A 20,857-nucleotide genomic window follows, 5' to 3' on the forward strand; every position below is an offset into this window, starting at 1 on the left:
ATGGTCTCAAGTTCCGCCGCCGATTACACCTCAAGAACGCGTTGCGGTTCCCGAATTAGTTCGAATGCTGCAGCCATCCGCAGCACTCCGAGGTCGTCGAAGCGCCGCCCCGCGATCTGGAGGCCGATCGGCAGCCCCTCGGAGGTGTAACCGCAGTTGAGGGACACCGCGGGCTGCCCGGACATGTTGTACGGCACGGTGAACGCGATGTGGTCGAAGGGCCGTGCCGGGTCGTTGGTGGGCGAGGGCCACTCCGCGGGCGGCGGCGGAACCGGGCAGGTGGGCGACAGGACGAAGTCGAACGGTCCGGTCGCACGCAGCGCCGCCACGCTGATCGCGTCGATCTGGGCGAAACCACGGTAGGTCGCGGCGCCGGACACCGCCGCACCACCGCGTGCCCAGTCCGCGATGTACGGCAGTACCTTCGCACGCCGCCGTTCGGGCAGCGCGCTGATGTCGCACCACGCGCGCACCCGCCAGAACGTGTCGAGACCGTCGAGCATCTCCCTGGTCAGAAACGCCTCCACCGGCTCGACGATCGCTCCCGCCGCCTCGAACCGGCGAGCGGCGTCCACGACCGCGGCGCGGATCTCCTCGTCGACCGGCAGCCCGACGCCGGGGTCGAGGTGCAGACCCAGGCGCACTCCGGCGAGGCCGGTCTCGAGCGCGTGCCACGGGATCTCGGCCGGCGGCAGGCTCAGGTGATCGCGCGGGTCCGGCGCGGCCAGCAGCCCGGTGAGCAGCGCCGCGTCGGCCACCGTCCTGGTCAGCGGACCGGCGACCCGGCCGAGGTAGGGCGGATGCACCGGCACCCGGCCGAAGCTGGGCTTCAGGCCGACCAGGCCGCACCAGCCCGCGGGCAGGCGGATCGACCCGCCGATGTCGGTGCCCACGTGCAGCGGGCCGTACCCGGCCGCGGCCGCCGCGGCCGCTCCGGCGCTCGATCCGCCCGGCGTGCGGCCGGTGTGCCAGGGATTGCGGCTCGCGGGGTGGAAACTGGACAGGCCGGAGGTGAGCATCCCGTAGTCGGGCATGGTGGTCTTGGCGAGCAGCACCGCGCCCGCCTCGCGTACGCGGGCCGCCGCCGGCGCGTCCTCGGCGGCGGGCAGCAGTTCGGTGGCCGCCGTGCCCAGTGGCACGGGAACGCCCCTGGTGGCGATGTTTTCCTTGAGCGTCAGGGGAATCCCGTCGAGCGCGCCGGCTTCCCCGTGGCGCCACCGCCGCTCCGACTCCTTCGCCGCGGCCCGCGCCCGCTCCGGTTCGTAGGCGTAGAGCGCGTGCAGCGTGGGTTCGAGGGCGTCGATGCGGTCCAGTACCGCCTCCGTCACCTCGACCGGGGACAGCTCGCCTCGTCGGTATCGCTCCAGCAGCTCGGTCGCGCTCAGGTCGATCAACGCGGTCCTCCTATTCCGGTGGCGTGTAGCGGCCGTCCACCGCGGTCCAGCCGCCGTCTACGGCGAGCACCGAACCGGTGACGAAACTGGCGGCGTCCGAAGCGAGGTAGACCACCGCACCCGCTAGTTCCTCGGCGCGGGCCCACCGGCCGAGGGCGCTTTTGTCCGCGTACGCCGCGTACCACTCGGGACTGGCCTTGATCTGCGCGGTGAGCGGCGTTTCCACCACCCCGGGCGCGATCGCGTTCACCCGCACCCCGGACGGCCCGAACTCGGCGGCCGCGGTGCGCAACAGCTGCACCAGACCGGCCTTGGTCGCCGCGTACGGCCCCTGACCGGGCTCCACCGTCGTCCCGCGGATGGACGAGAAGGCGATGATGCTGCCCCGGCCCCGCCGTACCATCCCCGCGCCGAACGCGCGCACCACCTCGAAGGCGGCACCGAGGTTGAGCGCCACCACCCGGTCGAAATCCGCCCGCGTGTAGTCCAGCAGCCGCTTGCGCACGTTCGTGGCCGCGGTGAGCACGACGATGTCGATCTCCCCCAGTTCGGCCGCGGCGCGCTCGGCGGCGCCCGGTTCCAGCAGATCGATCTCGTAGGGGCGGCCACCCGTCTCACGGGCGGCGGCCGGATCGCGGTCCGCGCTGATCACCTCGGCACCGTGCGCGGCCAGCGCCCTGGCCGATTCCCGGCCGATCCCGCTGCCCGCGCCCAGCACCACGGCCCGTTTCCCGTCGAGCCGGAACAGCTTTTCGTAGGTCATGCCCGGATCACCGCCATCCGCGTCACGGTCAGCTCGTCGATGGCGAACCGCGGCCCCTCCCGGCCGACACCGGAATCCTTCACCCCGCCGTAGGGCATGGTGTCCGACCGGAACCCCGGCACCTCGTTCACCACCACCCCGCCGACCTCGAGTTCGTCGATCGCGCGGAACGCGATACCGAGGCTGCGCGTGAACACGCTCGCGTGCAACCCGTACCGGGAGGCGTTCACCTGCGCGAAGGCCTCGTCCACGTCGGACACCCGGCGCAGGCACACGACCGGGCCGAAGATCTCCTCGTCCCAGCAGGCCACCCCGTCCGGCACGTCGGCCAGCACGGTCGGGGGGATCACGCCGTCGGCCACCTCGCCGCCGGCGAGCACCTTCGCGCCCGCCGCGACGGCCTCGCCGATCCAGGCCAGCACCCGCGCCGTCGACCGTTCGTCGATGAGCGCGGAGACGCGGGTGGCCTCGTCGCGCGGGTCGCCGACGACGACCTCGCCGAGCCGCGCGAGCACCCGCTCGGTCAGCGCGTCGGCGACCGAGTCCACGACGATCAGCCGCTGAACCGAGATGCACGCCTGGCCCGAGGCGTAGAACGCGCCGCGCAGCACGGCGTCCGCCGCCGCGTCCAGGTCGGCGTCCTCGGCGACCACGAGCGCGGCGTTCGACCCCAGCTCCAGCAGGGTCTTCGTGGGCGCCGCGTCCTTGGCGATGCGATGCCCGGTCGAAGCAGAGCCGGTGAACGACACCGCGCCGACCCTGCGGTCGGTCACCAGCGCCGAACCGACCTCCGCGTCGCCGGTGACGAGTTGCACCATCGCGGGCAGCGCGGTCGCCTCACGCACGAGGTGGACCAGCCACAGCGTCGCGAGCGGCGTCTGCGGCGCCGGTTTGACGATCACCGGGCAGCCCGCCGCGATCGCCGGCGCGATCTTGTGCGACGCGAGCAGCAGCGGATAGTTGAACCCCGCGATGCCGACCACCACGCCGATCGGCTTCCGCTTCCAGAAGCCGGTCAGCCCCTCGCCGAAAGGCAGCAGGTCGAGCGGCACCGTCTCGCCGTGCAGCCGGGCCACCTCTTCGGCCGCGGCCTGCCAGGTCACCAGCGTGCGGGCCACCTCGACCCGGCAGTCACACAGCGGTTTCCCGGTTTCGGCGACGAGTAGGCCTTCGAACTCGCTCTGCCATTCGGTCAGCGCCCGGTGCACGTTCAGCAGGATGTCGCGGCGGGCCCAGGAGGGCAGCGCCGCGACCTCGCGGGCGAGGCCGACCGCCTCGTCCACCGCGCGCCGGGCGAGCTCCGGTGTCCCGATGGGTGCCTCGGAGACCACGCTGCCGTCGTAAGGAAAAGTGATCTCCTCAGTGTCCGGTGTGGACACCCAGCCCGGCCCGACGGGCAGCCCGGACGGATACGGGTCGAACATCATCGTCCTCCCTCGGCGGTACGCAGACGAGCCAGCTCCGCGCGCAGGTTCGGCGCCGCGGAGATCAGTTCCCGGGTGTAGGGATGTCGCGGCGCCAGGTAGATCTCCTCGACCGGGCCCCGCTCCACGATCTCGCCCCGCCGCATCACGGCCACCATGTCGCAGACGCGGCGTACCACGGCGAGATCGTGCGAAACGAACACCAGCGTCAGCTCGAACCGGGCCACCAGATCCGCCAGCAGGTCCAGGATCTGCTTGCGCACCGACACGTCCAGCGCGCTCACCGGCTCGTCGGCCACCAGCACCCCCGGCCGGGGCGCGAGCGCACGGGCGATCGAGATGCGCTGCCGCTGGCCGCCGGAGAACTGGTGCGGGTACCGGTCGCCGCTGTCCTCCGGCAGGCCGACGGCCGCGAGCAGTTCGGCCACGCGGGCCCGGTCGGTGCGGCCAAGGGGTTCGCAGATGATGTCGCGTACGCGCATGCGCGGGTCGAGTGACCCCATCGGATCCTGGAACACGACCTGCAGGCGCGATCGCAGGAACCCGAGCCTGCGCTCGGGCAGGGTGTCGACGCGCTGCCCGTCGAACCGGATCTCGCCCCCACTCGGCTGGTCGAGCCCGGCGAGCAGCCGCACCATGGTCGACTTCCCGGAGCCGGACTCGCCGACGATGCCGAACCGCTGACCGGCCTCGATGTCGAGGGAGACGCCCCGCAGCGCGTGCGCCCGCCGGTACCGACGATGCACGTCACGCAGTTCGATGAGTGCCACTACCCCACCTCCAGGTCCGAGGCGGCCAGCAGTTTCCTCGTGTATTCGTGCCGCGGCTCAGTGAGCACGTCCCGCGTGCTGCCCTCCTCGACGATGCGCCCGTCGAGCATCACCAGCACCCGCTCACAGACCTGCGCGACCACCGCGAGATCGTGGGTGATGAACAGCAGCGCGGCCGACCGCCGCGCCACCCCGGTGAGGATCAGGTCCAGCACCTGCGCCTGCACGGTGACGTCCAGTGCGGTCGTGGGCTCGTCGCAGATCAGCAGGGACGGGTCGTTCGCCAGCGCGATCGCCAGCATGATCCGCTGCCGCTGGCCGCCGGAGAGCTGGTGCGGGTAGGCGCGGGCGACCCCGGACAGGTCGACGGCGTCGAGCAGTTCCCCGGCGATCCGGTTCGCTTCCCGCGACGAGACCCGTCGGTGCAGCCTGATCGACTCGGCCACCTGCCTGCCCACCCGCATCAGCGGGTTGAGCGCGGTCATCGGCTCCTGGAACACCATGGCCAGGTCGTTGCCCCGCAGGCGGGACAGCTCCCGCTCGCTCGCACCGAGGAGATGTTTCCCGTGGAACATGATCGAGCCGGTGGCCCGCAGCCCCTCCGGCAGCAGGCCCATGATCGCCGAAGCGGTCAGCGACTTGCCCGATCCGGACTCGCCGATCAGCCCGACCCGTTCCCCTTCGCCGAGCTCGAACGACACGTCCCGCACCAGCGGCACGTCCCCGGCGAGCACCGACAATCCACGCACGCCGACCGTCATCGGGACACCACCCGCAGTCGTGGATCCAGCCGGTCCCTGAGCCCGTCACCCAGCAGGTTGAAGCCGAGCACGGCAAGGGCGATCGCGATACCGGGCACCAGCGCCAGCCGCGGCTGCACTGCGAGCAGTTCCTGCGATTCCTGGAGCATCCGCCCCCAGGACGGGGTGGGCGGCCGGGTACCGAAGCCGAGGAAGGACAGGGCCGCCTCGGCCAGCACGGCGATCGCGAAGGACACCGAAGCCTGCACGATCACCAGCCCGGCGATGTTGGGCACCACGTGCCGCCGTGCGATGAACGGGCGCGACCGGCCGCCCGCCCGCGCGGCGAGCACGTACTCCGTGCTCATCACCTGCAGGCTGCCCGAACGGGCGATCCGCGCGAAGGACGGGATGGTCGCGATGCCGATCGCGACCATCGCGGTGAGCGTGCTCGGCCCGAACACCGCACCGAACATGATCGCCAGCAGCAGCGCCGGGAAGGCGAGCACCAGGTCGTTGACCCGCATGACGAACTCGCTCAGCCCGCGCCGCGACATCCCGGCGAAGATCCCGAGCGGGGTGCCCACGAGCGCGGCGAGCCCGACCGCCAGCACGCCGACGTAGAGCGTGGTCCGCGCCCCCACCATGAGCTGGCTCAGCAGGTCGCGGCCGAACTTGTCCGTGCCCAGCCAGTATTCGCCGGAAGGCCCGAGCAACCGTGCGGAGGCGTCGACCCGCAACGGATCGTGCGGCGTCCACACGAAGGACAGCAGTGCGGTGAGCACGACGAGTCCCACCAGCCCGGTCCCGGTCAGCAGCGGCCAGTTGAGCCGGTTTCGGACGGCGACGCTCATCGGCTCCCCACTCTCCCCCGGGCTTCCCTCAGTCGCGGATCGATCAGCGCGTAGCCCACGTCGACCAGAAAGTTCACCAGGAGCACGGCCACCACCAGCACGAGCACGATGCCCTGCACGGTCAGCAGGTCCCGTGCGGCCACCGAGTCGAGCAGCAGACTGCCGAGACCGGGCAGCACGAACACCCGCTCCACCACCACCGCGCCGATCAGCAGTGTGGTCAGCTGCAGGCCCAGCACGGTCACCACCGGCACCGCCGCGTTGCGCAACCCGTGCCGGATCAGCGCCGGGTACGGCCGCAGCCCCTTCGACCGCGCCGTGCGCAGGTAGTCCTGGCCGAGGACGTCCAGCACCGCCGAACGGACATACCGGGTCAACACCGCGCCCTGGACCAGGCCCAGCGACAGCGCGGGCAGGACCAGGCCGCGCAGGAACTCCCCGGCGTCCTGGTCCGGAGGGGTCCAGCCGCCCGAGGGCAACCACCGCAGGCCGACCGCGAACACCTGCACCAGCAGGATGCCCGCCAGGAACGCCGGCACCGCCACACCCAGCTGCGACAGGCCGGAGATCGTCGCCCCGGCCGCGCGCCGGTGCCAGGTCGCGGCGAGGGTGCCGAGCGGCACCGCGATCACCACCGCCACCAGCATGCCCGCACCGACCAGCCACAACGTCACCCCCAGGCGGTCGACCAGCTGCGGGCCGATCGCCTCGCCGGTGACGTAGGAACGGCCGAAGTCCCCGTGCAGCAGCCCGCCGAGCCAGCCGAGGTACTGCACGACCAACGGGCGGTCGAGGCCGAACTCGTGGCGGGTCTTGGCCAGCAGCTCCGGCGTCGCGTTCACCCCCAGTGCGACCTGGGCCGGGTCGCCGGGCAACACCGCCATGAAGGCGAACACCACGATCGACGCCGCGAGCACGCTCGCCACCAGGATCGCCGTCCGGCGCAGCATCGCCGCGGCCATCACGCCCGCCCCAGCCCGGTGAGGTCGAAGGATTCGCCGACCTGGTTGCGGGCCAGACCGGTCACCTTCTTCTTGGCCACCACCACGTTCGGGAACAGGAACAACCAGTCCGCCGCGGCGTCCGCGGTGATCGTCTCGGCCACCTGCTTCATGTCGTCGACCTGCTCCTGGGCCGTCCCGGCATCCGCCGCCGCGAGCAGCTGCCGCACACGCGGGTTGTCGTAGCCCCAGTAGTACTGGGGGTTACCGAAGGTCGCGATGTCCCTGGCCTCGACGTGCTGCACTATCGACATGTCGTAGTCGTGGCCGTTGAACACCTGTTTGAGCCACACGGCCGGGAAGTCCAGCGGCTCGATGTTCACGCGCACCCCGATGTCCGCCAGCTCGGAGGCGACCACCTGCGCGGCATTGACCGCGTACGACAGGTTCGGGATCCGCAGCCGCAGCACCAGGCTCGTCTGGCCCGCCTCGGCGAGCAGCGCCTTGGCGCGGGCCGGGTCGTGGGGGTAGTAGCCGGCAAGGTCTTCGTACCAGGGGTCGGTGGGCGGCACCATACTGCCGATGAGCGTGCCCCGGCCGGCCCAGGCGGTGGCGAGCAGTGCCTTCCGGTCGATCGCGAGGGTCAGCGCCTGCCGCACCCGCCGGTCGTCCAGCGGCGGCCTCGCGTTGTTGAACGACAGCACGACCTCGCTGTTCGTGGTGCCCTGTAGCACCGTGAACCGGGTATCGGCCTCGAACTGCGGGATCGAATCGGGCGCGGTGATCGTGGAGACGACGTCGATCCCGTTGCTCAGCAGGGCGTTGTTGAGCGCGGTCGGGTCCTTGATGTACTTGAGCACCACCGTCCGGTAGGCCGGTTTCGATCCCCAGTACGCCGGATTCTGTTGCAGCACAATGGAATCCCCGCGACGCCTACTCGCCATGAGGTACGGCCCGGTGCCGATGGGCGCGTTCGCGAGATCGGCCACCCCGGTCGGGCTGAACATGGCGCCGACGCGGCCGGTCAGGTCGAAAAGCCAGCCGTTGCTGGGTTTTTTCAACACCACTCTCGCGTGCAGCGGGTCGACCACCTCCACGTGGTCGACGACGTCCATTTTGGACTTCAGGGAGACGGTCCAGCTGGTTTTGACCCGCTCGAGGGAGAACTTGACGTCGTCGGCGGTGAACGGGGCACCGTTGCTGAACTTCACGCCGGGGCGCAGCTGGAAGTCGTACGCCAGGCGATCCGGGCTGAGCGTCCACGACTGCGCGAGCAGCGGCACGATCCGGCCGTCCGCGTCCAGCTTCACCAGACCCTCGTACACGTTGTACAGCAGGGCCTGCGGGATGGCGGCGCCATCGGTGCGGGTGAAGTCGAAGTTCTGGGGCTCGGCCGCAAACCCGACCGCCAGCGTGTCGGGTCCGCCGCCGACCGAGGCGGTGGACCCGGCGGAACAGGCGGTGACCACCAGCAGCAACGCCAGCGCGATGGCGGAAACCCGGACCCTCATCCACCCTCCAGCCCCGGAATGCCGGACCAGTAGCTTAGGTTGGCATCCCACCCGATCAAGGTCAACGAGCGATTGCGCACCCTGCCGCCGGCTCGGCTCAGCCCAGGGCCTGGTTCAGGTCGCGCCAGAGATCCTCCGGATCCTCCAAACCGACACTGAACCGGATCAGACCCGGCGGCACATGGGCGTCTCCTGCCCACCGCGCCCGCCGTTCCACCAGGCTTTCCACCCCGCCGAGGCTCGTGGCGTGCACGACGAGCGAGAGCGAGGCGCAGAACCCCTCCGCGGTGTCCGCGTCCGCCAGTTCGAAGGCGATCATCGTGCCCTGGCCCGGGTAACTCACCCGGCGCACCGCCGGATGCCCGGCCAACCGGTCCGCCAGCAGCGCCGCGGTCCTGGACTGCTCCGCGAGCCGGACCGGCAGCGTGCGGAGGCCGCGCAGCGCGAGCCACGCTTCCAGCGCCCCTGGCGTGGCACCGAGCCGGGTCCTGGCCGCCCGCAGGCCGGCGACCAGGGTCTCGTCGGTCGCCACCGCGAGCCCGAGCAGCAGGTCGCTGTGCCCGCCGATCAGCTTCGTCGCGCTGTGCACGACGATGTCGGCGCCCAGCGCCAGCGGCTGCTGCCCCAACGGCGTGGCGAAGGTGTTGTCTACGACCACGCGCGCCTTGCCGCCGGTCAGCGACGCGATGTCGATCAGCTCCAGCGTCGGGTTGGTGGGCGACTCGAGCCAGAGCAGATCCAGTTCGCCGGCCGCGGCGGCCCAGCCCTCCCGGTCACTCGGGTCGATCCGCCGCACCTTCAACCGCCCCTGCTTCGCGGCGTGATCGAGCAGACCGCGCGTACCGGAGTAACTGAAGGTCGGCACCGCCACCCCGGCCCCGGCCGGGAGCAGGTCGAGCACCGCCGCCACCGCGCCCATCCCGGAGGCGAACGTGATCGCGCTACCGCCTTCCAGCGCCCCGATCGCTTCTTCGAGCGCCACCCACGTCCTGGTGCCCTCCTCACGGGCGTAGGCGAAATCGCCGCCCGCGACGAAGGTGCTCGCCGGGACGATCGGCACGTTCAGCGGCTCGCCAGGGCCCGACGGCCGTCCCGCCGCGACCGCGCGCGTGCGCGGCGTCCACTCGTTCACGCGGTCGTTCATGCGGCCTCCTGCGCAATCAACCTCGAACACACTTCGACGTCCGGCCCCAGAGCACGGATCAGGTCCTCACCGGCCGCCGACAGGGCCGCCAGCGGCATCGGTTCGAGCCGTTCCAGCAGGAACAGCCCGCGCTTGCTGTCTTCCCGCAGACGGGTGCGCACACACTGCCGGTGGTTCCATCGACGACAGGTCACCCCCGCGTCGTCCCGCCACACCACTTCTCCCGGGTCGGCGGTCTCGGTGACGGGCTCGCCGTTGGCCATGGTGTCGAAGGCTTCGTCGCCCCGCGCCCGCACCAGCCGCGGCAAGCCGGCGTAGGCGTCCAGATCCTCCCCGCCGATCGGCAGTCCATGCCGGACGGAAACCCTGTTGTAGATGTCCACGACACGGTTGACCTGCGGCAACTCGGGGCGGCGGAGGAGCGCTTCCAGCGAGTTCCTGGTGCGGTTCGGCTTGGCGCCGAAGGCGCGGTACGCCTCGCGCCAGGCGTCCACGTGGGCACCCGCCTCGGCACGCCTGGCCACCGGCGTCCCCTCGCTCGGCCCGCTGGGCAGCCCCTCGACCACGATCGCGAGCAGCGCGAAGTCGGGGCGCAGGCGGAGCACCTCCGGGTCCACCTGGATTCCGTCCAGCAGCCTGTTCCTATCGTGCACAGCTGTCCTCCTGTCGCCGGTCAGTTTAACGACCCAGTCAGTACAATATAACGACTACCGAAGGAGTCCCTGGTGACCGACGGAGAACCGGCGGCCGTGCTCGCCCGCAACATCCGCGCGAGGCGGATCGCGCGGCACTGGAGCATGGACGCACTCGCCGCGCGTGCCGGGCTAAGCAAGGGCGTCGTGGTCGCACTCGAACAGGGCCGCGGCAACCCGAACCTGGCCACCCTGATCCGGGTCGGCGACGCGCTCGGAGTTTCACTGACCGCGCTGCTCGAAGGCACCGAAGCCCCGTCCATTTCGGTCCACGACCAGGGAAACCTGCTGTGGGAGGGCGAGTCGGGCGGGACCGGGCGGCTGCTCGCCGGGACCGACGCCCCCGCCCCCGCCGAGTTGTGGCGGTGGCGGCTCCAACCCGGAGAAGAGCATCGGAGCGAGGCACACGCTCCCGGCACTCACGAGCTGATCCACGTGCTGACCGGATCGCTCCGGCTTAGCGTCGGTCAGGAGGAGGTCACCGTGCCCGCCGGTTCCACCGCGCGCATGACCGCCGACCGGCCACACGGCTACGCCAACGTCGGCGAAGAACCGGTCGACTACATCGGGGTGGTCGTGGTCCCCGTGTCGTGATGCGCACCGTTAGACCGATCGCTACGGTCGCACGGACACCGACAACAAGGAGTAGTACATGGCACTGCAGAAGCCCGAGATCGACCGGCCCGAGGGACCGCCACCGGCGGATCTGGAGATCACCGACATCACCGTCGGTGACGGCCCCGAGGCGACCGCGGGGACGGTCGTATCGGTGCACTACGTCGGCGTCTCGCACTCCACCGGGGCCGAGTTCGACGCTTCGTGGAACCGGGGCGAAGCGTTTCGCTTCCCGCTCGGCCAGGGCCACGTGATCCCGGGCTGGGACCAGGGCGTGGTCGGCATGCGGGTCGGCGGCCGTCGCAAGCTCGTGATCCCGCCGCACCTCGCCTACGGCTCGCGAGGCGCCGGTAGCGTGATCAAGCCCAACGAAACCCTGATCTTCGTGGTCGATCTGGTCGGCGTCTCCTAAACCGGGAGCTATCCAAGCCGGACGGCCGCCTCCTGCAACAGGGCGAGCATCGTGGCCACGTGGGCGGGCGGCCGGTTCCGGTGCACGGTGTGGATCTCGCGGACCGGTCGTCGTCCGGCCAGGTCCCGCACCACCAGTCGCGCGGGATCGGCGGCGGTCAGCAGGCTCTGCGGCACGAACGACACCCCCAGCCCGGCCCGCACGAGCGCGAGGATCACCGAATAGTCCCTCGTCTCGTACGCCACTCTGGGCCGGACACCGGTCTCTTCGACCAGGCTCTCGAAACAGATCCGGCTCGGGGCCCGCTCGTCGCCGGAGATCCAGTCGTCCTCGGCGAAGTCCTCGAACCGCAGACGCCGGGCCGTGGCCAGGCGATGGTCCGCGGACAGCACCAGGCGCAGCCGGTCGGCCAGCAGGGACCGCCGCACCAGGCCCCGCGCGGGCGGCAGCTTCACGGCCGGGTACCGGTGGGTGATGAGCAGGTCGAGATCACCGGCCAGCACGAGGCCGTACCCGTCCGGCGGTTCCAGGTCGACCAGCCGTAGCCGGGTCCGGGGGTACGCCTCGCGGAAGGCCCGCATCGCGGGTGGCACGAGCAGTTGGCCCGCGGTGGCGAAGGTGCCGACGCTCAGCTCCGCGGCGGGCAGTTCCCGCAGTCGTGCCAGCGCCAGTTCGGCGTCACGCAACTCGCCCGCGATGGACTCCCCGTGCTCCACCAGCAGACGCCCGGCCTCGGTGAGCGAAGCGCCGGTGGGCCGCCGCTCCAGCAGGGCGCAGCCCGCCTCCCGTTCGAGCCGGGCCAGTTGCTGTGAAAGCGCCGAGGCGGTGAAGCCCATGCGGCGGGCCGCCGTGGCGATGGACCCGGCGTGTGCGACCTCGACCAGCACACGGAGTCGTTCGGGGGCGATCACGGTATTAAGTATTGCTAACGTCGGCTTAGTCGATTGCGCTAACCACTTAAGGCATCCACTGGCCACAGTGGAGCCATGACAGCCACTTCTGTTGACGGTGTGACCGCCGCGGCAGCGCGCATTGCCCCGCACATCCGGCACACTCCCTTGCTCCGCGCCGAAGTCGACGGCCGACCGGTGGTGCTCAAGCTCGAACATCTCCAGCGGACCGGCTCGTTCAAACTGCGGGGTGCACTCAACGTGCTGCTCAGCGGTCCGCGCCCGCGACGTGTGATCACCGCGTCCGGTGGCAACCACGGCATCGGCGTGGCCACCGCCGCCGCGATCCTCGGCCTGCCCGCCACCGTCTACGTGCCCTCGACCGCGCCGGAAAGCAAGGCGCGGCGCATCGAGGCGGCGGGTGCCGAACTGGTCCGGACCGGCGACCGGTATGCGGATGCGGCGGCCGCCGCACATGAGGCGGCCACCGTTCCCGGCACCCGCTACGTGGAGGCCTACGACGACCCGGTCGTGATCGACGGGCAGGGCACGCTCGCCGCGGAGATCATCCGGGAGGCGCCGGAAATCGACTCCATCGCCGTCGCCGTGGGCGGTGGCGGGCTGGCGGCGGGGGTCGCACTGGGCGGCGGCGGGCGGCTGACCGTGGCCGTGGAACCGGAAGGATGTTGTTGCCTGCACCGCGCGCTGGAGGCGGGGCATCCGGTGGACGCGGAGGCGGCATCCGTCGCATCGTCCGCGCTCGGAGCCGGACGGGTCGGCGAGGCGCCCTTCGCCGTCTTGTCGAGCCGCCCGGTGCACTCGGTCCTGGTCAGCGAGGAGGAGATCATCGCCGCGCGGGACCGGCTGTGGGACGAGTACCGGCTCGCCGTGGAGCCCGCAGCGGCGGTGCCGTTCGCCGCCTGGCTCGCCGGCCGGATCCCAGGAGACCAACCCTGCATCGTCCTCTGCGGGGCCAACGCACCCTGGACTCCCTGACACCACAGCAAGAACGCGCGCTGGGCGCTCGGCCCCCGGAACGTGACAAGGCCCACGGAAAAAGGCCTCCGTAGCATTTGCTACGGAGGCCTTGACTGTGGGCGAGGAGGGAGTTGAACCCTCACGTCCTTTCGGACACACGGACCTGAACCGTGCGCGTCTGCCATTCCGCCACTCGCCCGAGTAACTGCGACAGCCAGGAAAGCGTAGCAGGCCGTCAGAAGGGGTTTCACCGGGGGTCGTGTCCGGGGGCCCGGATGCCGATAGGATCGGGTGCGAAAGCACACGCGCAAAGGAGGCAACGAATCCCGGTGGGCCGCGTTGAAAGGTTCGATCGACGCCTGGAAAGCCTGGTGGGGAACACTTTTGCGCGGATGTTCGGCGGTAACGTCGTCACCCAGGAAGTGGCGCAAGCCCTGGAACGCGAAGGCGAGGAGAATGTTCGTGAGCTGGCCGGCGGCAGGCTGCTCGCCCCGAACCACTACGTCGTGTCGTTGGGGCCGGCCGACCATGACCGGATGGCCGGTGATGAGGAGCGCGTCACAAGAGTGCTCGCGGAAGCAGTGGCGCAGCATCTCGCCGAGCACGGCTGGGACACCTATGGTGACGTCGTAGTCTCGCTCGAGCGCAACGAGGCGCTGCATACTGGACAATTCAAGACCCGTTCATCCGTCGATCCGGACGTCAGCGCGCGTGGCGCCTCGGGTCCAGGACGGCCAGCACGACCCAGCAACGCAGGAGACCCAGCAATGAGCCAGCCCCCCGGCTACGGCCAATACGACCAGGGTGACCCGTACGGCCAGCATGGCGGCCAGTACGGCTACGGACAGCAGGGACAGCCTGGTTACGACCAGGGCGGCTACGGCGCTCCCCAGCCCGGTGGGTACGACCAGGGCGGCTACGGCGGCCAGCAGCAGCCCGGCGGCTATGACCAAGGTGGCTACGGCGCTCCCCAGCCCGGTGGGTACGACCAGGGCGGCTACGGCGGCCAGCAGCAGCCCGGCGGCTATGACCAGGGCGGCTACGGCGCTCCCCAGCCCGGTGGGTACGACCAGGGCGGCTACGGCGGCCAGCAGCAGCCCGGCGGCTATGACCAGGGCGGCTACGGCGCTCCCCAGCCGGGCGGCTATGACCAGGGTGGCTACGGCGCTCCCCAGCCCGGTGGGTACGACCAGGGCGGCTACGGCGGCCAGCAGGCCGCCGGCTACGGCGCGCCCGCGCCCGCCGGCTACCCGCCCCAGCAGGCTCCGGACCCGTATGCGCAGCAGGGCTACGCGCCGCCGGCCGTGCAGGGCGCGAACCGCCAGCTCAACGCGACGCTGCAACTCGACGACGGCTCGAACCGCACCTACTCGCTCAAGCAGGGCGGTAACGTGGTCGGCCGCGGACAGGACGCCGACTTCCGGCTTCCGGACACCGGCGTCTCCCGCCGTCACCTGGAGATCACCTGGGACGGGCAGAGCGCCACGCTCGCGGACATCGGTTCGACGAACGGCACCACCGTCAACGGCACCCCGGTCCAGACCTGGCAGCTGGCCGACGGTGACGTGATCCGGGTGGGCCACTCGTCGCTGGTGTTCCGTACCCAGGGCTGATCGGCCCGGCCACAACAGGGGCGCTTGCCCGGGTTGGCAGAGCCGCTGGGAAGCTGGTTTCCCGAGTCCCGGAAAATGGCCTTGCGGGGTCTCGTGGCGCGCACCGGTGCCGCGGGTGGGAGCACAGAAGGCGGGAGCTGACACAACAAGTGCCAGAGCTGGTCGTTCAACTCACCAGGGTGGGCTTTCTCGTCCTGCTCTGGCTGTTCGTGCTGGCCGCGTTGCGGGTGGTGCGCTCGGATCTCTACGCGGCCTCCGGGCTGAAGGTGGCGCTTCCGGGCCTGCGACGAGACAAGGAAAAGCAGCGGCCGAAGGGTTCGGGCAAAATGCCTCGCCAGCTGATCGTGACGCACGGCGCGCTGGCTGGAACCCGGATCGCACTGGACGGCAGGCCGATCACGATCGGCCGGGCCGACGACTCGACCCTGGTGATGGACGACGACTACGCGTCGACCCGGCACGCCCGGTTGTCCCTACGTGGAACGGATTGGTACGTGGAAGATCTGGGATCCACCAACGGGACCTACCTTGACCGGGCTAAGGTCACTGCACCCCTCCGAGTTCCACTCGGAGTCCCCATCCGGATCGGTAAGACGGTGATCGAGCTTCGCCCATGACACTCGTCCTTCGTTACGCGGCCCGCAGCGACCGTGGCCTGGTGCGTTCCAGCAACCAGGACTCGGTGTACGCGGGACCACGCCTGCTTGCCCTCGCTGACGGCATGGGCGGCCACGCCGCCGGTGAAGTCGCCAGCAAAGTCGTCATCGCCTCCCTCGCTCCGCTCGACGACGACGAGCCGGGCGATGATCTGCTGTCCCAGCTGAGAGAGGCTGTGGCGGGTGGCAACGCGGCGATCTCCGAGCTGGTCGCGAACGATCCTGACCTGGACGGGATGGGCACCACCCTCACCGCGATGCTGTTCTCCGGCGCGCGCATGGGCATGGTGCACGTCGGCGACTCGCGCGCCTACCTCTACCGCAACGGCCAGTTCGCCCAGATCACCCGGGACGACAGCTTCGTCAACGAACTGCTCGAACAGGGCCGCATCACCGCCGACCAGGCGGCCACCCACCCCCAACGCTCGCTGCTGCTCAAGGCGCTGACCGGGCACGAGGTGGAGCCGAGCCTGACCGTGCGCGAAGCCCGCGCAGGCGACCGGTACCTGCTCTGCTCGGACGGGTTGTCCGGGATGGTGAGCGACGAAACCCTCGCCGAGGCGATCCAGATCCCGGATCCGCAGGCCTGCGCCGACCGGATGATCGAGCTCGCGCTCAAGGGCGGCGGCACCGACAACGTGACGGTGATCGTCGCGGACGTGGTGGACGTCGACTTCGGCGAGGACGCGCCCATCGTGGGCGGCGCCGCCGGAGACGGCAGCGACGAGTACCACCAGGGCGACTCCCCCGCCGCGCGGGCCCGCGCGCTGACCGCGCCGCCCCCGCCTCCGCCGCCGCAGCTGACCGAACCCCCGCCGGATCCCAAGGCGAAGCGCCGCAAGCGCTGGCGCTGGATCGTCGGCATCTTCCTGGTGCTGGTGCTGCTGGCCGCGGGCGGGATCGCCACGCGGTACTTCGTGCTCAGCCAGTACTACGTGGGCGAGGGTGCCGGCAACGAGGTCGCGATCTTCCGTGGGGTGCCGGGCAGTGTGCTCGGCATCCAGTTGCACCAGCAGGCCGAGGGCTCCTGCCCGCCGGGCGGCTCGATGTGCGACGTGCTCACCGTGCCGCAGCTGCAGCAGGACGCGCAGAACGCGGTGCGCAACGGCGTGAAGAAGGACAGCCTGCAGGCCGCCCGCGACTACATCAACAACTTCCTGCGGTACAAGACGCTCAAGGACTGCACTTCCCAGCAGACCGGCGGCGATCAGCAGCCGACCTCTGCGTCGGCCGGCGCGCAGGCGGGGAGGGACTGCTCGACAACCTCGCTCCTGCCGGGCGGCGGCGGTTGATGAGCCAGCCTTCACCGCCCGACGCGGCGTCGATCTACCAGACGAACCCGCAGCGAGAGCTCCCGACGCGGCGAGGGACCGAGCTGGCCATGCTCGGCTTCGCCGCGTTCATTGTGACCTGCGCCTTCGTCCTGGTCCAGGCCAATCAGGAGCAGGAGCTTTCGTTCTCCATCATCTGGTACGGCCTGGCCTACCTGGGACTCTTCTCGGTGGCGCACTTCGCGGTGCGCCGCTGGGCGCCCTACGCCGATCCGCTGATCCTGCCCACCGTGGCCCTGCTCAACGGCCTCGGCCTGGTGATGATCTACCGGGTCGACCTGGCGCTGGCCGAACGCGCCACGCAGAGCGGCGACACCTACAGTTCGGCCGCGCCGAAGCAGGTGCTGTTCACCGCGCTGGCGCTCGCCCTGTTCCTGGCGGTGCTGATCGTGGTGAAGGATCACCGGACGCTGACCCGCTACGGCTACATCGCGGGCCTGGTGGGCCTGTTCGCGCTGATACTGCCCGCGATCCTGCCGAGCTCGCTGTCGGAGGTCAACGGCGCGAAGGTGTGGATCAAGCTTCCCGGGGTGTCCATCCAGCCCGGTGAGTTCGCCAAGATCCTGCTGATGGTGTTCTTCGCGTCCTTCCTGGTGGCCAAGCGCGACCTGTTCATGGTGGCGGGCCGCAAGCTGCTGGGCGTGGAACTGCCTCGCGCCCGTGATCTCGGTCCGATGCTGATCGCGGTGCTCGCGGCGGTCTGCATCCTGATGTTCGAAAAGGACCTCGGACAGTCGCTGCTGCTCTTCGGCATCGTGCTCGTGATGATCTATGTGGCGACCGAGCGCGGTATCTGGGTGATCGTCGGCCTCGGGTTCTTCGTGGTCGGCTGTGTCATCGCCTACAACATGTTCACCCACGTCGAACAGCGGGTCGCCAACTGGATCGACCCGCTCGCCACCTACTACGACGCGGGCGGCGGGTACCAGATGGCCCAGGCCCTCTTCGGTCTGGGCACCGGCGGTGTGGGCGGCACCGGTCTCGGCGCGGGCAGGCCGGACATCGTGCCGGAGGCCAACAGCGACTTCATCACCGCCGGCCTCGGTGAGGAACTCGGCTTCATCGGGCTCGCCGCGATCCTGATGCTGTACCTGATCCTGGCCACCCGCGGGATGCGCAGTGCCCTCGCGGTGCGCGACACCTTCGGCAAACTGCTCGGCTGCGGCCTGTCCTTCGCGATCGTCATGCAGGTGTTCGTGATCGTCGGCGGCGTCACCAAGCTGATCCCGATGACCGGTATCACGACCCCCTTCCTGTCCTACGGCGGCTCTTCGCTGCTGGCCAACTACATCCTGGTGGCGCTGCTGCTCCGCATCTCCGATGCGGCCCGCCGACCGGCGCAGAAACCGCGACCGCGGCCTCAGCAGCAGGCGCCGCTGGCGGAGGCGCACACGGTGCTGGTCCAGCGGCCGCCGGTGACCGGACCCGAAACGGGGACCCAGGCATGAACAAGCCCATGCGCCGCGTCGGCATCGCCATGCTGGTCATGGTGGTGCTGCTGCTGGCCAACATCACCTACATCCAGGTGGTCAAGGCCGACGACTACCGCACGGACTCCCGCAACCAGCGGGTGCTGCTCGACGAGTACGCGCGGCAGCGCGGCAGCATCGTGTCGCAGTTCGACGGCCAGGTGCTGGCCGACGTGACGGCCACCAACGACAAGCTCAAGTTCCAGCGCCGCTACCTCAACGGCCCGATGTACGCCCCGGCCACCGGGTACTACTCGGTCCGCTACGGATCGGCGGGCCTGGAGCGCGCCGAGGACGACATCCTCAACGGTTCCGACCCGCGCCTGTTCGTGCGCAGGCTGTCGGACATGGTCACCGGGCGGGACCCCCGCGGCGGGAACGTCCAGCTCACCATCAATCCGGTGGTCCAGCAGGCGTTGTACAACGCGATGATGTCGCACGGCTACACCGGTGCGGCCGTGGCGATGAACCCGAAGACCGGCGAGATCCTGGGCATGGTGTCCACGCCGTCCTACGACCCGAACCCGCTGACCTCGCACGACGGCACCGAGCAGCAGCAGGCCTGGAGCAACTACACCAAGGATCCGAAGAACCCGATGCTGAACCGGGCGATCTCGGAGACCTACCCGCCGGGCTCGACGTTCAAGCTCGTGGTCGCCGCGGCCGAACTGGAGAACGGCGCAAGCCCGGACACCCCGGTGAGCAACGCTCCGAACGTGACCCTGCCGGGGACGAGCACCACGCTGGAGAACTACGGCGGCGAGGTCTGCCCTGGGACGACGTTCAAGGATGCGCTCGCGCACTCCTGCAACGTCCCGTTCGCCACCTTCGCCGGCCAGCTCGGCGCCGACAAGCTGCGCGCCACGGCCGCGAACTTCGGGATCGGCATGACGAACCTGGCGATCCCGCAGAAGGTCGTCGCCTCCAGCCTCGGTGACCTGGACTCGACCGCCGCGCTGTACCAGAGCGGCATCGGCCAGCGTGACGTCCGGCTGACCCCCCTGCAGGACTGCCTGCTCGCCGCGACCGTGGCCAACGGCGGGATGGCGATGAAGCCGCAGCTGGTCAAGAAGCTGCTCGCACCGGACCTGTCCGACCTGGAGGGCTTCACGCCCGAGGAGCTGACCGGCAAGCCGGCGCTGTCGGCGGCCAACGCCGAGATCCTCAAGCAGATGATGGAAGCCTCGGAGGACAACACCAAGGGCCTGGGCAAGCGAGCCGACATCAAGATCGCGTCGAAGACCGGCACCGCGGAGCACGGCACCGACCCGAAGAACACCCCGCCGCACGCCTGGTACACCGCGTTCGCGCCCGCCGACGCCCCGCAGATCGCGGTCGCCGTGGTCGTCGAGTCTGGCGGTAACCGTGGCCTGGAGGCCACCGGTGGCACGGTGGCCGCGGAGATCGGCCGGGCCGCGATCAACGCCCAGCTCGGGGGTGGATAGCGGATGCTGTCCACGGGTCAGCTGGTGGCCGAGCGTTATCGCTTGGTCAGCCGGATCGCCGTCGGTGGCATGGGCGAGGTCTGGCAGGCCAGCGATACCCGCCTGGACCGCACCGTCGCGGTGAAGGTGCTCAAGGCCGAACTGTCCGGAGACGCCGAATTCCTGCACCGCTTCCGTACCGAGGCGCGCACCACCGCGTCGCTGAACCACCCTGGAATCGCGGCGGTCCACGACTACGGTGAGAGCGTGGCCGCCCCGGAGACCGGCAACGATCATTCGATCGCCTACCTGGTGATGGAGCTGGTCGAGGGTGAGCCGCTCGCGGCGATCCTGGCCAGGGAGGTCAGGCTGCCCGCCGACCGGGTGCTGGACATCCTGGAACAGGCCGGTCACGCGCTGCAGGCAGCGCACGAACGCGGGTTGGTGCACCGCGACATCAAGCCCGGCAACATCCTGGTCACCCCGGGCGGGCGGGTGAAGATCACCGACTTCGGGATCGCCAAGGCGGCCCACGCCGCCCCGGTGACCCGCTCGGGCATGGTGATGGGCACCGCGCACTACATCGCGCCGGAGCAGGCGCTCGGCCACGACGCCGAGCCGGCGAGCGACGTCTACTCGCTGGCGGTGTGCGGCTACGAATGCCTGGCGGGCCATCGGCCGTTCCTGTCGGAGCATTCGGTGACGGTGGCCATGATGCACATCCGGGATCTGCCGCCGCCACTGCCGCCCGACGTCCCGCCGGGGGCAAGAGCCCTGGTCGAGACCACCCTGGTGAAGGATCCGCGGCGGCGTTACCAGAACGGTGGGGAGTTCGCGGCCGCCGTGGCGGCGGTACGGGCGGGCAGGCCCTTGCCTGCCCCCTCGGGTCTGGTTCAGGCTTATCCCCCGAGCCCCCCGGCGGCACCGATGGTGCCGGGGGGTCCGGTGGGACCCGTGTCGCATCCGGCGATGCAACCGGTCGCCCCGCCACCCGGCGCGGTGCTGCCGATGCCGGTACCGCCGCGCCGCCGCAACCTCACGGCGCTGTGGGTGGTGCTCGCCGTGCTGGTGGTGGGCCTCATCGTGGCGGCGTTGGTGCTGTTACCGGGGTGGCTGAAACACCAGTCCCCCGCCGACGGGCCGGGCCGGGTCGGCACCAGTGACACCTTGCGCGGCCGGGGGCAACCGCCTCCCACCGCACCGAGCAGCTACAGGGCATGATGAGTACATCTTGGA

20 protein-coding genes and 1 tRNA gene are annotated in these 20,857 nt (G+C 70.4%); 9 read left to right on the forward strand and 12 right to left on the reverse strand.

Going from position 1 to position 20,857, the window contains the following annotated elements:
* Positions 1-23: 23 nt before the first annotated feature.
* From ORV05_RS32455 to ORV05_RS32500, 10 genes are all read right to left on the reverse strand, one after another.
* Positions 24-1,394, reverse strand: coding sequence for an amidase (locus tag ORV05_RS32455; RefSeq protein ID WP_268755698.1), 1,371 nt, complete (start codon positions 1,392-1,394; stop codon positions 24-26).
* Between the two features lie 10 nt (positions 1,395-1,404).
* A complete protein-coding gene (locus ORV05_RS32460; protein ID WP_268755699.1) occupies positions 1,405-2,157 on the reverse strand; it encodes an SDR family NAD(P)-dependent oxidoreductase in 753 nt (250 codons plus the stop codon).
* Positions 2,154-3,581, reverse strand: a complete 1,428-nt coding sequence (locus ORV05_RS32465) for an aldehyde dehydrogenase family protein (RefSeq protein ID WP_268760001.1) — start codon at positions 3,579-3,581, stop codon at positions 2,154-2,156. Before ORV05_RS32465 ends, ORV05_RS32460 begins: the two co-directional genes overlap by 4 nt.
* Complete coding sequence (locus ORV05_RS32470) at positions 3,581-4,351, reverse strand: ABC transporter ATP-binding protein (RefSeq protein ID WP_268755700.1); 771 nt, start codon at positions 4,349-4,351, stop codon at positions 3,581-3,583. Before ORV05_RS32470 ends, ORV05_RS32465 begins: the two co-directional genes overlap by 1 nt.
* The gene (locus ORV05_RS32475) at positions 4,351-5,112 is read right to left on the reverse strand and encodes an ABC transporter ATP-binding protein (RefSeq protein ID WP_268755701.1); all 762 of its coding nucleotides are present in this window, start codon (positions 5,110-5,112) and stop codon (positions 4,351-4,353) included. Before ORV05_RS32475 ends, ORV05_RS32470 begins: the two co-directional genes overlap by 1 nt.
* Positions 5,109-5,945 carry an ABC transporter permease gene (locus ORV05_RS32480; protein WP_268755702.1) on the reverse strand — a complete coding sequence of 279 codons (837 nt, stop codon included), beginning with the start codon at positions 5,943-5,945 and terminating at the stop codon, positions 5,109-5,111. Before ORV05_RS32480 ends, ORV05_RS32475 begins: the two co-directional genes overlap by 4 nt.
* Positions 5,942-6,907 (reverse strand): ABC transporter permease, encoded by a 966-nt coding sequence (locus ORV05_RS32485; RefSeq protein WP_268755703.1) that lies wholly within the window; start codon positions 6,905-6,907, stop codon positions 5,942-5,944. The genes ORV05_RS32480 and ORV05_RS32485 overlap by 4 nt, the downstream gene beginning before the upstream one ends.
* Positions 6,907-8,397, reverse strand: a complete 1,491-nt coding sequence (locus ORV05_RS32490) for an ABC transporter substrate-binding protein (protein ID WP_268755704.1) — start codon at positions 8,395-8,397, stop codon at positions 6,907-6,909. Before ORV05_RS32490 ends, ORV05_RS32485 begins: the two co-directional genes overlap by 1 nt.
* A gap of 97 nt (positions 8,398-8,494) precedes the next feature.
* On the reverse strand, positions 8,495-9,541 hold the full coding sequence (locus tag ORV05_RS32495) for a trans-sulfuration enzyme family protein (RefSeq protein ID WP_268755705.1): 1,047 nt from the start codon (positions 9,539-9,541) through the stop codon (positions 8,495-8,497).
* Positions 9,538-10,194, reverse strand: coding sequence for a B3/B4 domain-containing protein (locus ORV05_RS32500; protein WP_268755706.1), 657 nt, complete (start codon positions 10,192-10,194; stop codon positions 9,538-9,540). The genes ORV05_RS32495 and ORV05_RS32500 overlap by 4 nt, the downstream gene beginning before the upstream one ends.
* Positions 10,195-10,266: 72 nt before the next feature.
* On the opposite strand from ORV05_RS32500, the gene ORV05_RS32505 reads away from it, so the two are divergent.
* Entirely contained in the window at positions 10,267-10,827 is a 561-nt protein-coding gene (locus tag ORV05_RS32505) for a helix-turn-helix domain-containing protein (RefSeq protein WP_268755707.1), read from the forward strand.
* A gap of 58 nt (positions 10,828-10,885) precedes the next feature.
* Complete coding sequence (locus ORV05_RS32510) at positions 10,886-11,260, forward strand: FKBP-type peptidyl-prolyl cis-trans isomerase (protein WP_268755708.1); 375 nt, start codon at positions 10,886-10,888, stop codon at positions 11,258-11,260.
* A gap of 8 nt (positions 11,261-11,268) precedes the next feature.
* Here ORV05_RS32510 and ORV05_RS32515 read toward each other — a convergent pair whose 3' ends face one another.
* Positions 11,269-12,171: a LysR family transcriptional regulator gene (locus ORV05_RS32515; RefSeq protein ID WP_268755709.1), complete on the reverse strand. Its 903-nt coding sequence runs from the start codon at positions 12,169-12,171 to the stop codon at positions 11,269-11,271.
* Between the two features lie 75 nt (positions 12,172-12,246).
* Between ORV05_RS32515 and ORV05_RS32520 the strand changes: the two genes are divergently transcribed.
* The gene (locus tag ORV05_RS32520; protein WP_268755710.1) at positions 12,247-13,146 is read left to right on the forward strand and encodes a serine/threonine dehydratase; all 900 of its coding nucleotides are present in this window, start codon (positions 12,247-12,249) and stop codon (positions 13,144-13,146) included.
* Between the two features lie 98 nt (positions 13,147-13,244).
* On the opposite strand, the gene ORV05_RS32525 is transcribed toward ORV05_RS32520, so the two are convergent.
* Positions 13,245-13,327: transfer RNA gene (locus ORV05_RS32525), tRNA-Leu, on the reverse strand.
* Positions 13,328-13,457: 130 nt separating this feature from the next.
* On the opposite strand from ORV05_RS32525, the gene ORV05_RS32530 reads away from it, so the two are divergent.
* The 6 genes from ORV05_RS32530 (at position 13,458) to ORV05_RS32555 (ending at position 20,842) form a co-directional block, all read left to right on the forward strand.
* Complete coding sequence (locus tag ORV05_RS32530) at positions 13,458-14,741, forward strand: DUF3662 and FHA domain-containing protein (protein ID WP_268755711.1); 1,284 nt, start codon at positions 13,458-13,460, stop codon at positions 14,739-14,741.
* A 149-nt stretch (positions 14,742-14,890) separates the two neighbouring features.
* On the forward strand, positions 14,891-15,358 hold the full coding sequence (locus tag ORV05_RS32535; RefSeq protein ID WP_144593147.1) for an FHA domain-containing protein FhaB/FipA: 468 nt from the start codon (positions 14,891-14,893) through the stop codon (positions 15,356-15,358).
* On the forward strand, positions 15,355-16,689 hold the full coding sequence (locus ORV05_RS32540; protein WP_268755712.1) for a PP2C family protein-serine/threonine phosphatase: 1,335 nt from the start codon (positions 15,355-15,357) through the stop codon (positions 16,687-16,689). The genes ORV05_RS32535 and ORV05_RS32540 overlap by 4 nt, the downstream gene beginning before the upstream one ends.
* A complete protein-coding gene (locus tag ORV05_RS32545) occupies positions 16,689-18,176 on the forward strand; it encodes an FtsW/RodA/SpoVE family cell cycle protein (RefSeq protein ID WP_268755713.1) in 1,488 nt (495 codons plus the stop codon). The genes ORV05_RS32540 and ORV05_RS32545 overlap by 1 nt, the downstream gene beginning before the upstream one ends.
* Entirely contained in the window at positions 18,173-19,642 is a 1,470-nt protein-coding gene (locus ORV05_RS32550) for a peptidoglycan D,D-transpeptidase FtsI family protein (RefSeq protein WP_268755714.1), read from the forward strand. Before ORV05_RS32545 ends, ORV05_RS32550 begins: the two co-directional genes overlap by 4 nt.
* 3 nt (positions 19,643-19,645) lie before the next feature.
* Positions 19,646-20,842 (forward strand): serine/threonine-protein kinase, encoded by a 1,197-nt coding sequence (locus ORV05_RS32555; protein WP_268755715.1) that lies wholly within the window; start codon positions 19,646-19,648, stop codon positions 20,840-20,842.
* Positions 20,843-20,857 lie beyond the last annotated feature (15 nt).

This window comes from Amycolatopsis cynarae (assembly GCF_026802195.1).
Taxonomy (GTDB): Bacteria; Actinomycetota; Actinomycetes; order Mycobacteriales; family Pseudonocardiaceae; genus Amycolatopsis_E; species Amycolatopsis_E rhizosphaerae.

What these genes read in the sequence shown, in the direction of transcription:
- ORV05_RS32555 (WP_268755715.1), top strand. Translation starts at nt 19,646, where the DNA reads ATGCTGTCCACGGGTCAGCTGGTGGCCGAGCGTTATCGCTTGGTCAGC.
- ORV05_RS32520 (WP_268755710.1), top strand. Translation starts at nt 12,247, where the DNA reads ATGACAGCCACTTCTGTTGACGGTGTGACCGCCGCGGCAGCGCGCATT.
- ORV05_RS32465 (WP_268760001.1), bottom strand. Translation starts at nt 3,581, where the DNA reads ATGTTCGACCCGTATCCGTCCGGGCTGCCCGTCGGGCCGGGCTGGGTG.
- ORV05_RS32495 (WP_268755705.1), bottom strand. Translation starts at nt 9,541, where the DNA reads ATGAACGACCGCGTGAACGAGTGGACGCCGCGCACGCGCGCGGTCGCG.
- ORV05_RS32550 (WP_268755714.1), top strand. Translation starts at nt 18,173, where the DNA reads ATGAACAAGCCCATGCGCCGCGTCGGCATCGCCATGCTGGTCATGGTG.
- ORV05_RS32545 (WP_268755713.1), top strand. Translation starts at nt 16,689, where the DNA reads ATGAGCCAGCCTTCACCGCCCGACGCGGCGTCGATCTACCAGACGAAC.
- ORV05_RS32480 (WP_268755702.1), bottom strand. Translation starts at nt 5,945, where the DNA reads ATGAGCGTCGCCGTCCGAAACCGGCTCAACTGGCCGCTGCTGACCGGG.
- ORV05_RS32485 (WP_268755703.1), bottom strand. Translation starts at nt 6,907, where the DNA reads ATGGCCGCGGCGATGCTGCGCCGGACGGCGATCCTGGTGGCGAGCGTG.
- ORV05_RS32475 (WP_268755701.1), bottom strand. Translation starts at nt 5,112, where the DNA reads ATGACGGTCGGCGTGCGTGGATTGTCGGTGCTCGCCGGGGACGTGCCG.
- ORV05_RS32490 (WP_268755704.1), bottom strand. Translation starts at nt 8,397, where the DNA reads ATGAGGGTCCGGGTTTCCGCCATCGCGCTGGCGTTGCTGCTGGTGGTC.
- ORV05_RS32540 (WP_268755712.1), top strand. Translation starts at nt 15,355, where the DNA reads ATGACACTCGTCCTTCGTTACGCGGCCCGCAGCGACCGTGGCCTGGTG.
- ORV05_RS32460 (WP_268755699.1), bottom strand. Translation starts at nt 2,157, where the DNA reads ATGACCTACGAAAAGCTGTTCCGGCTCGACGGGAAACGGGCCGTGGTG.
- ORV05_RS32510 (WP_268755708.1), top strand. Translation starts at nt 10,886, where the DNA reads ATGGCACTGCAGAAGCCCGAGATCGACCGGCCCGAGGGACCGCCACCG.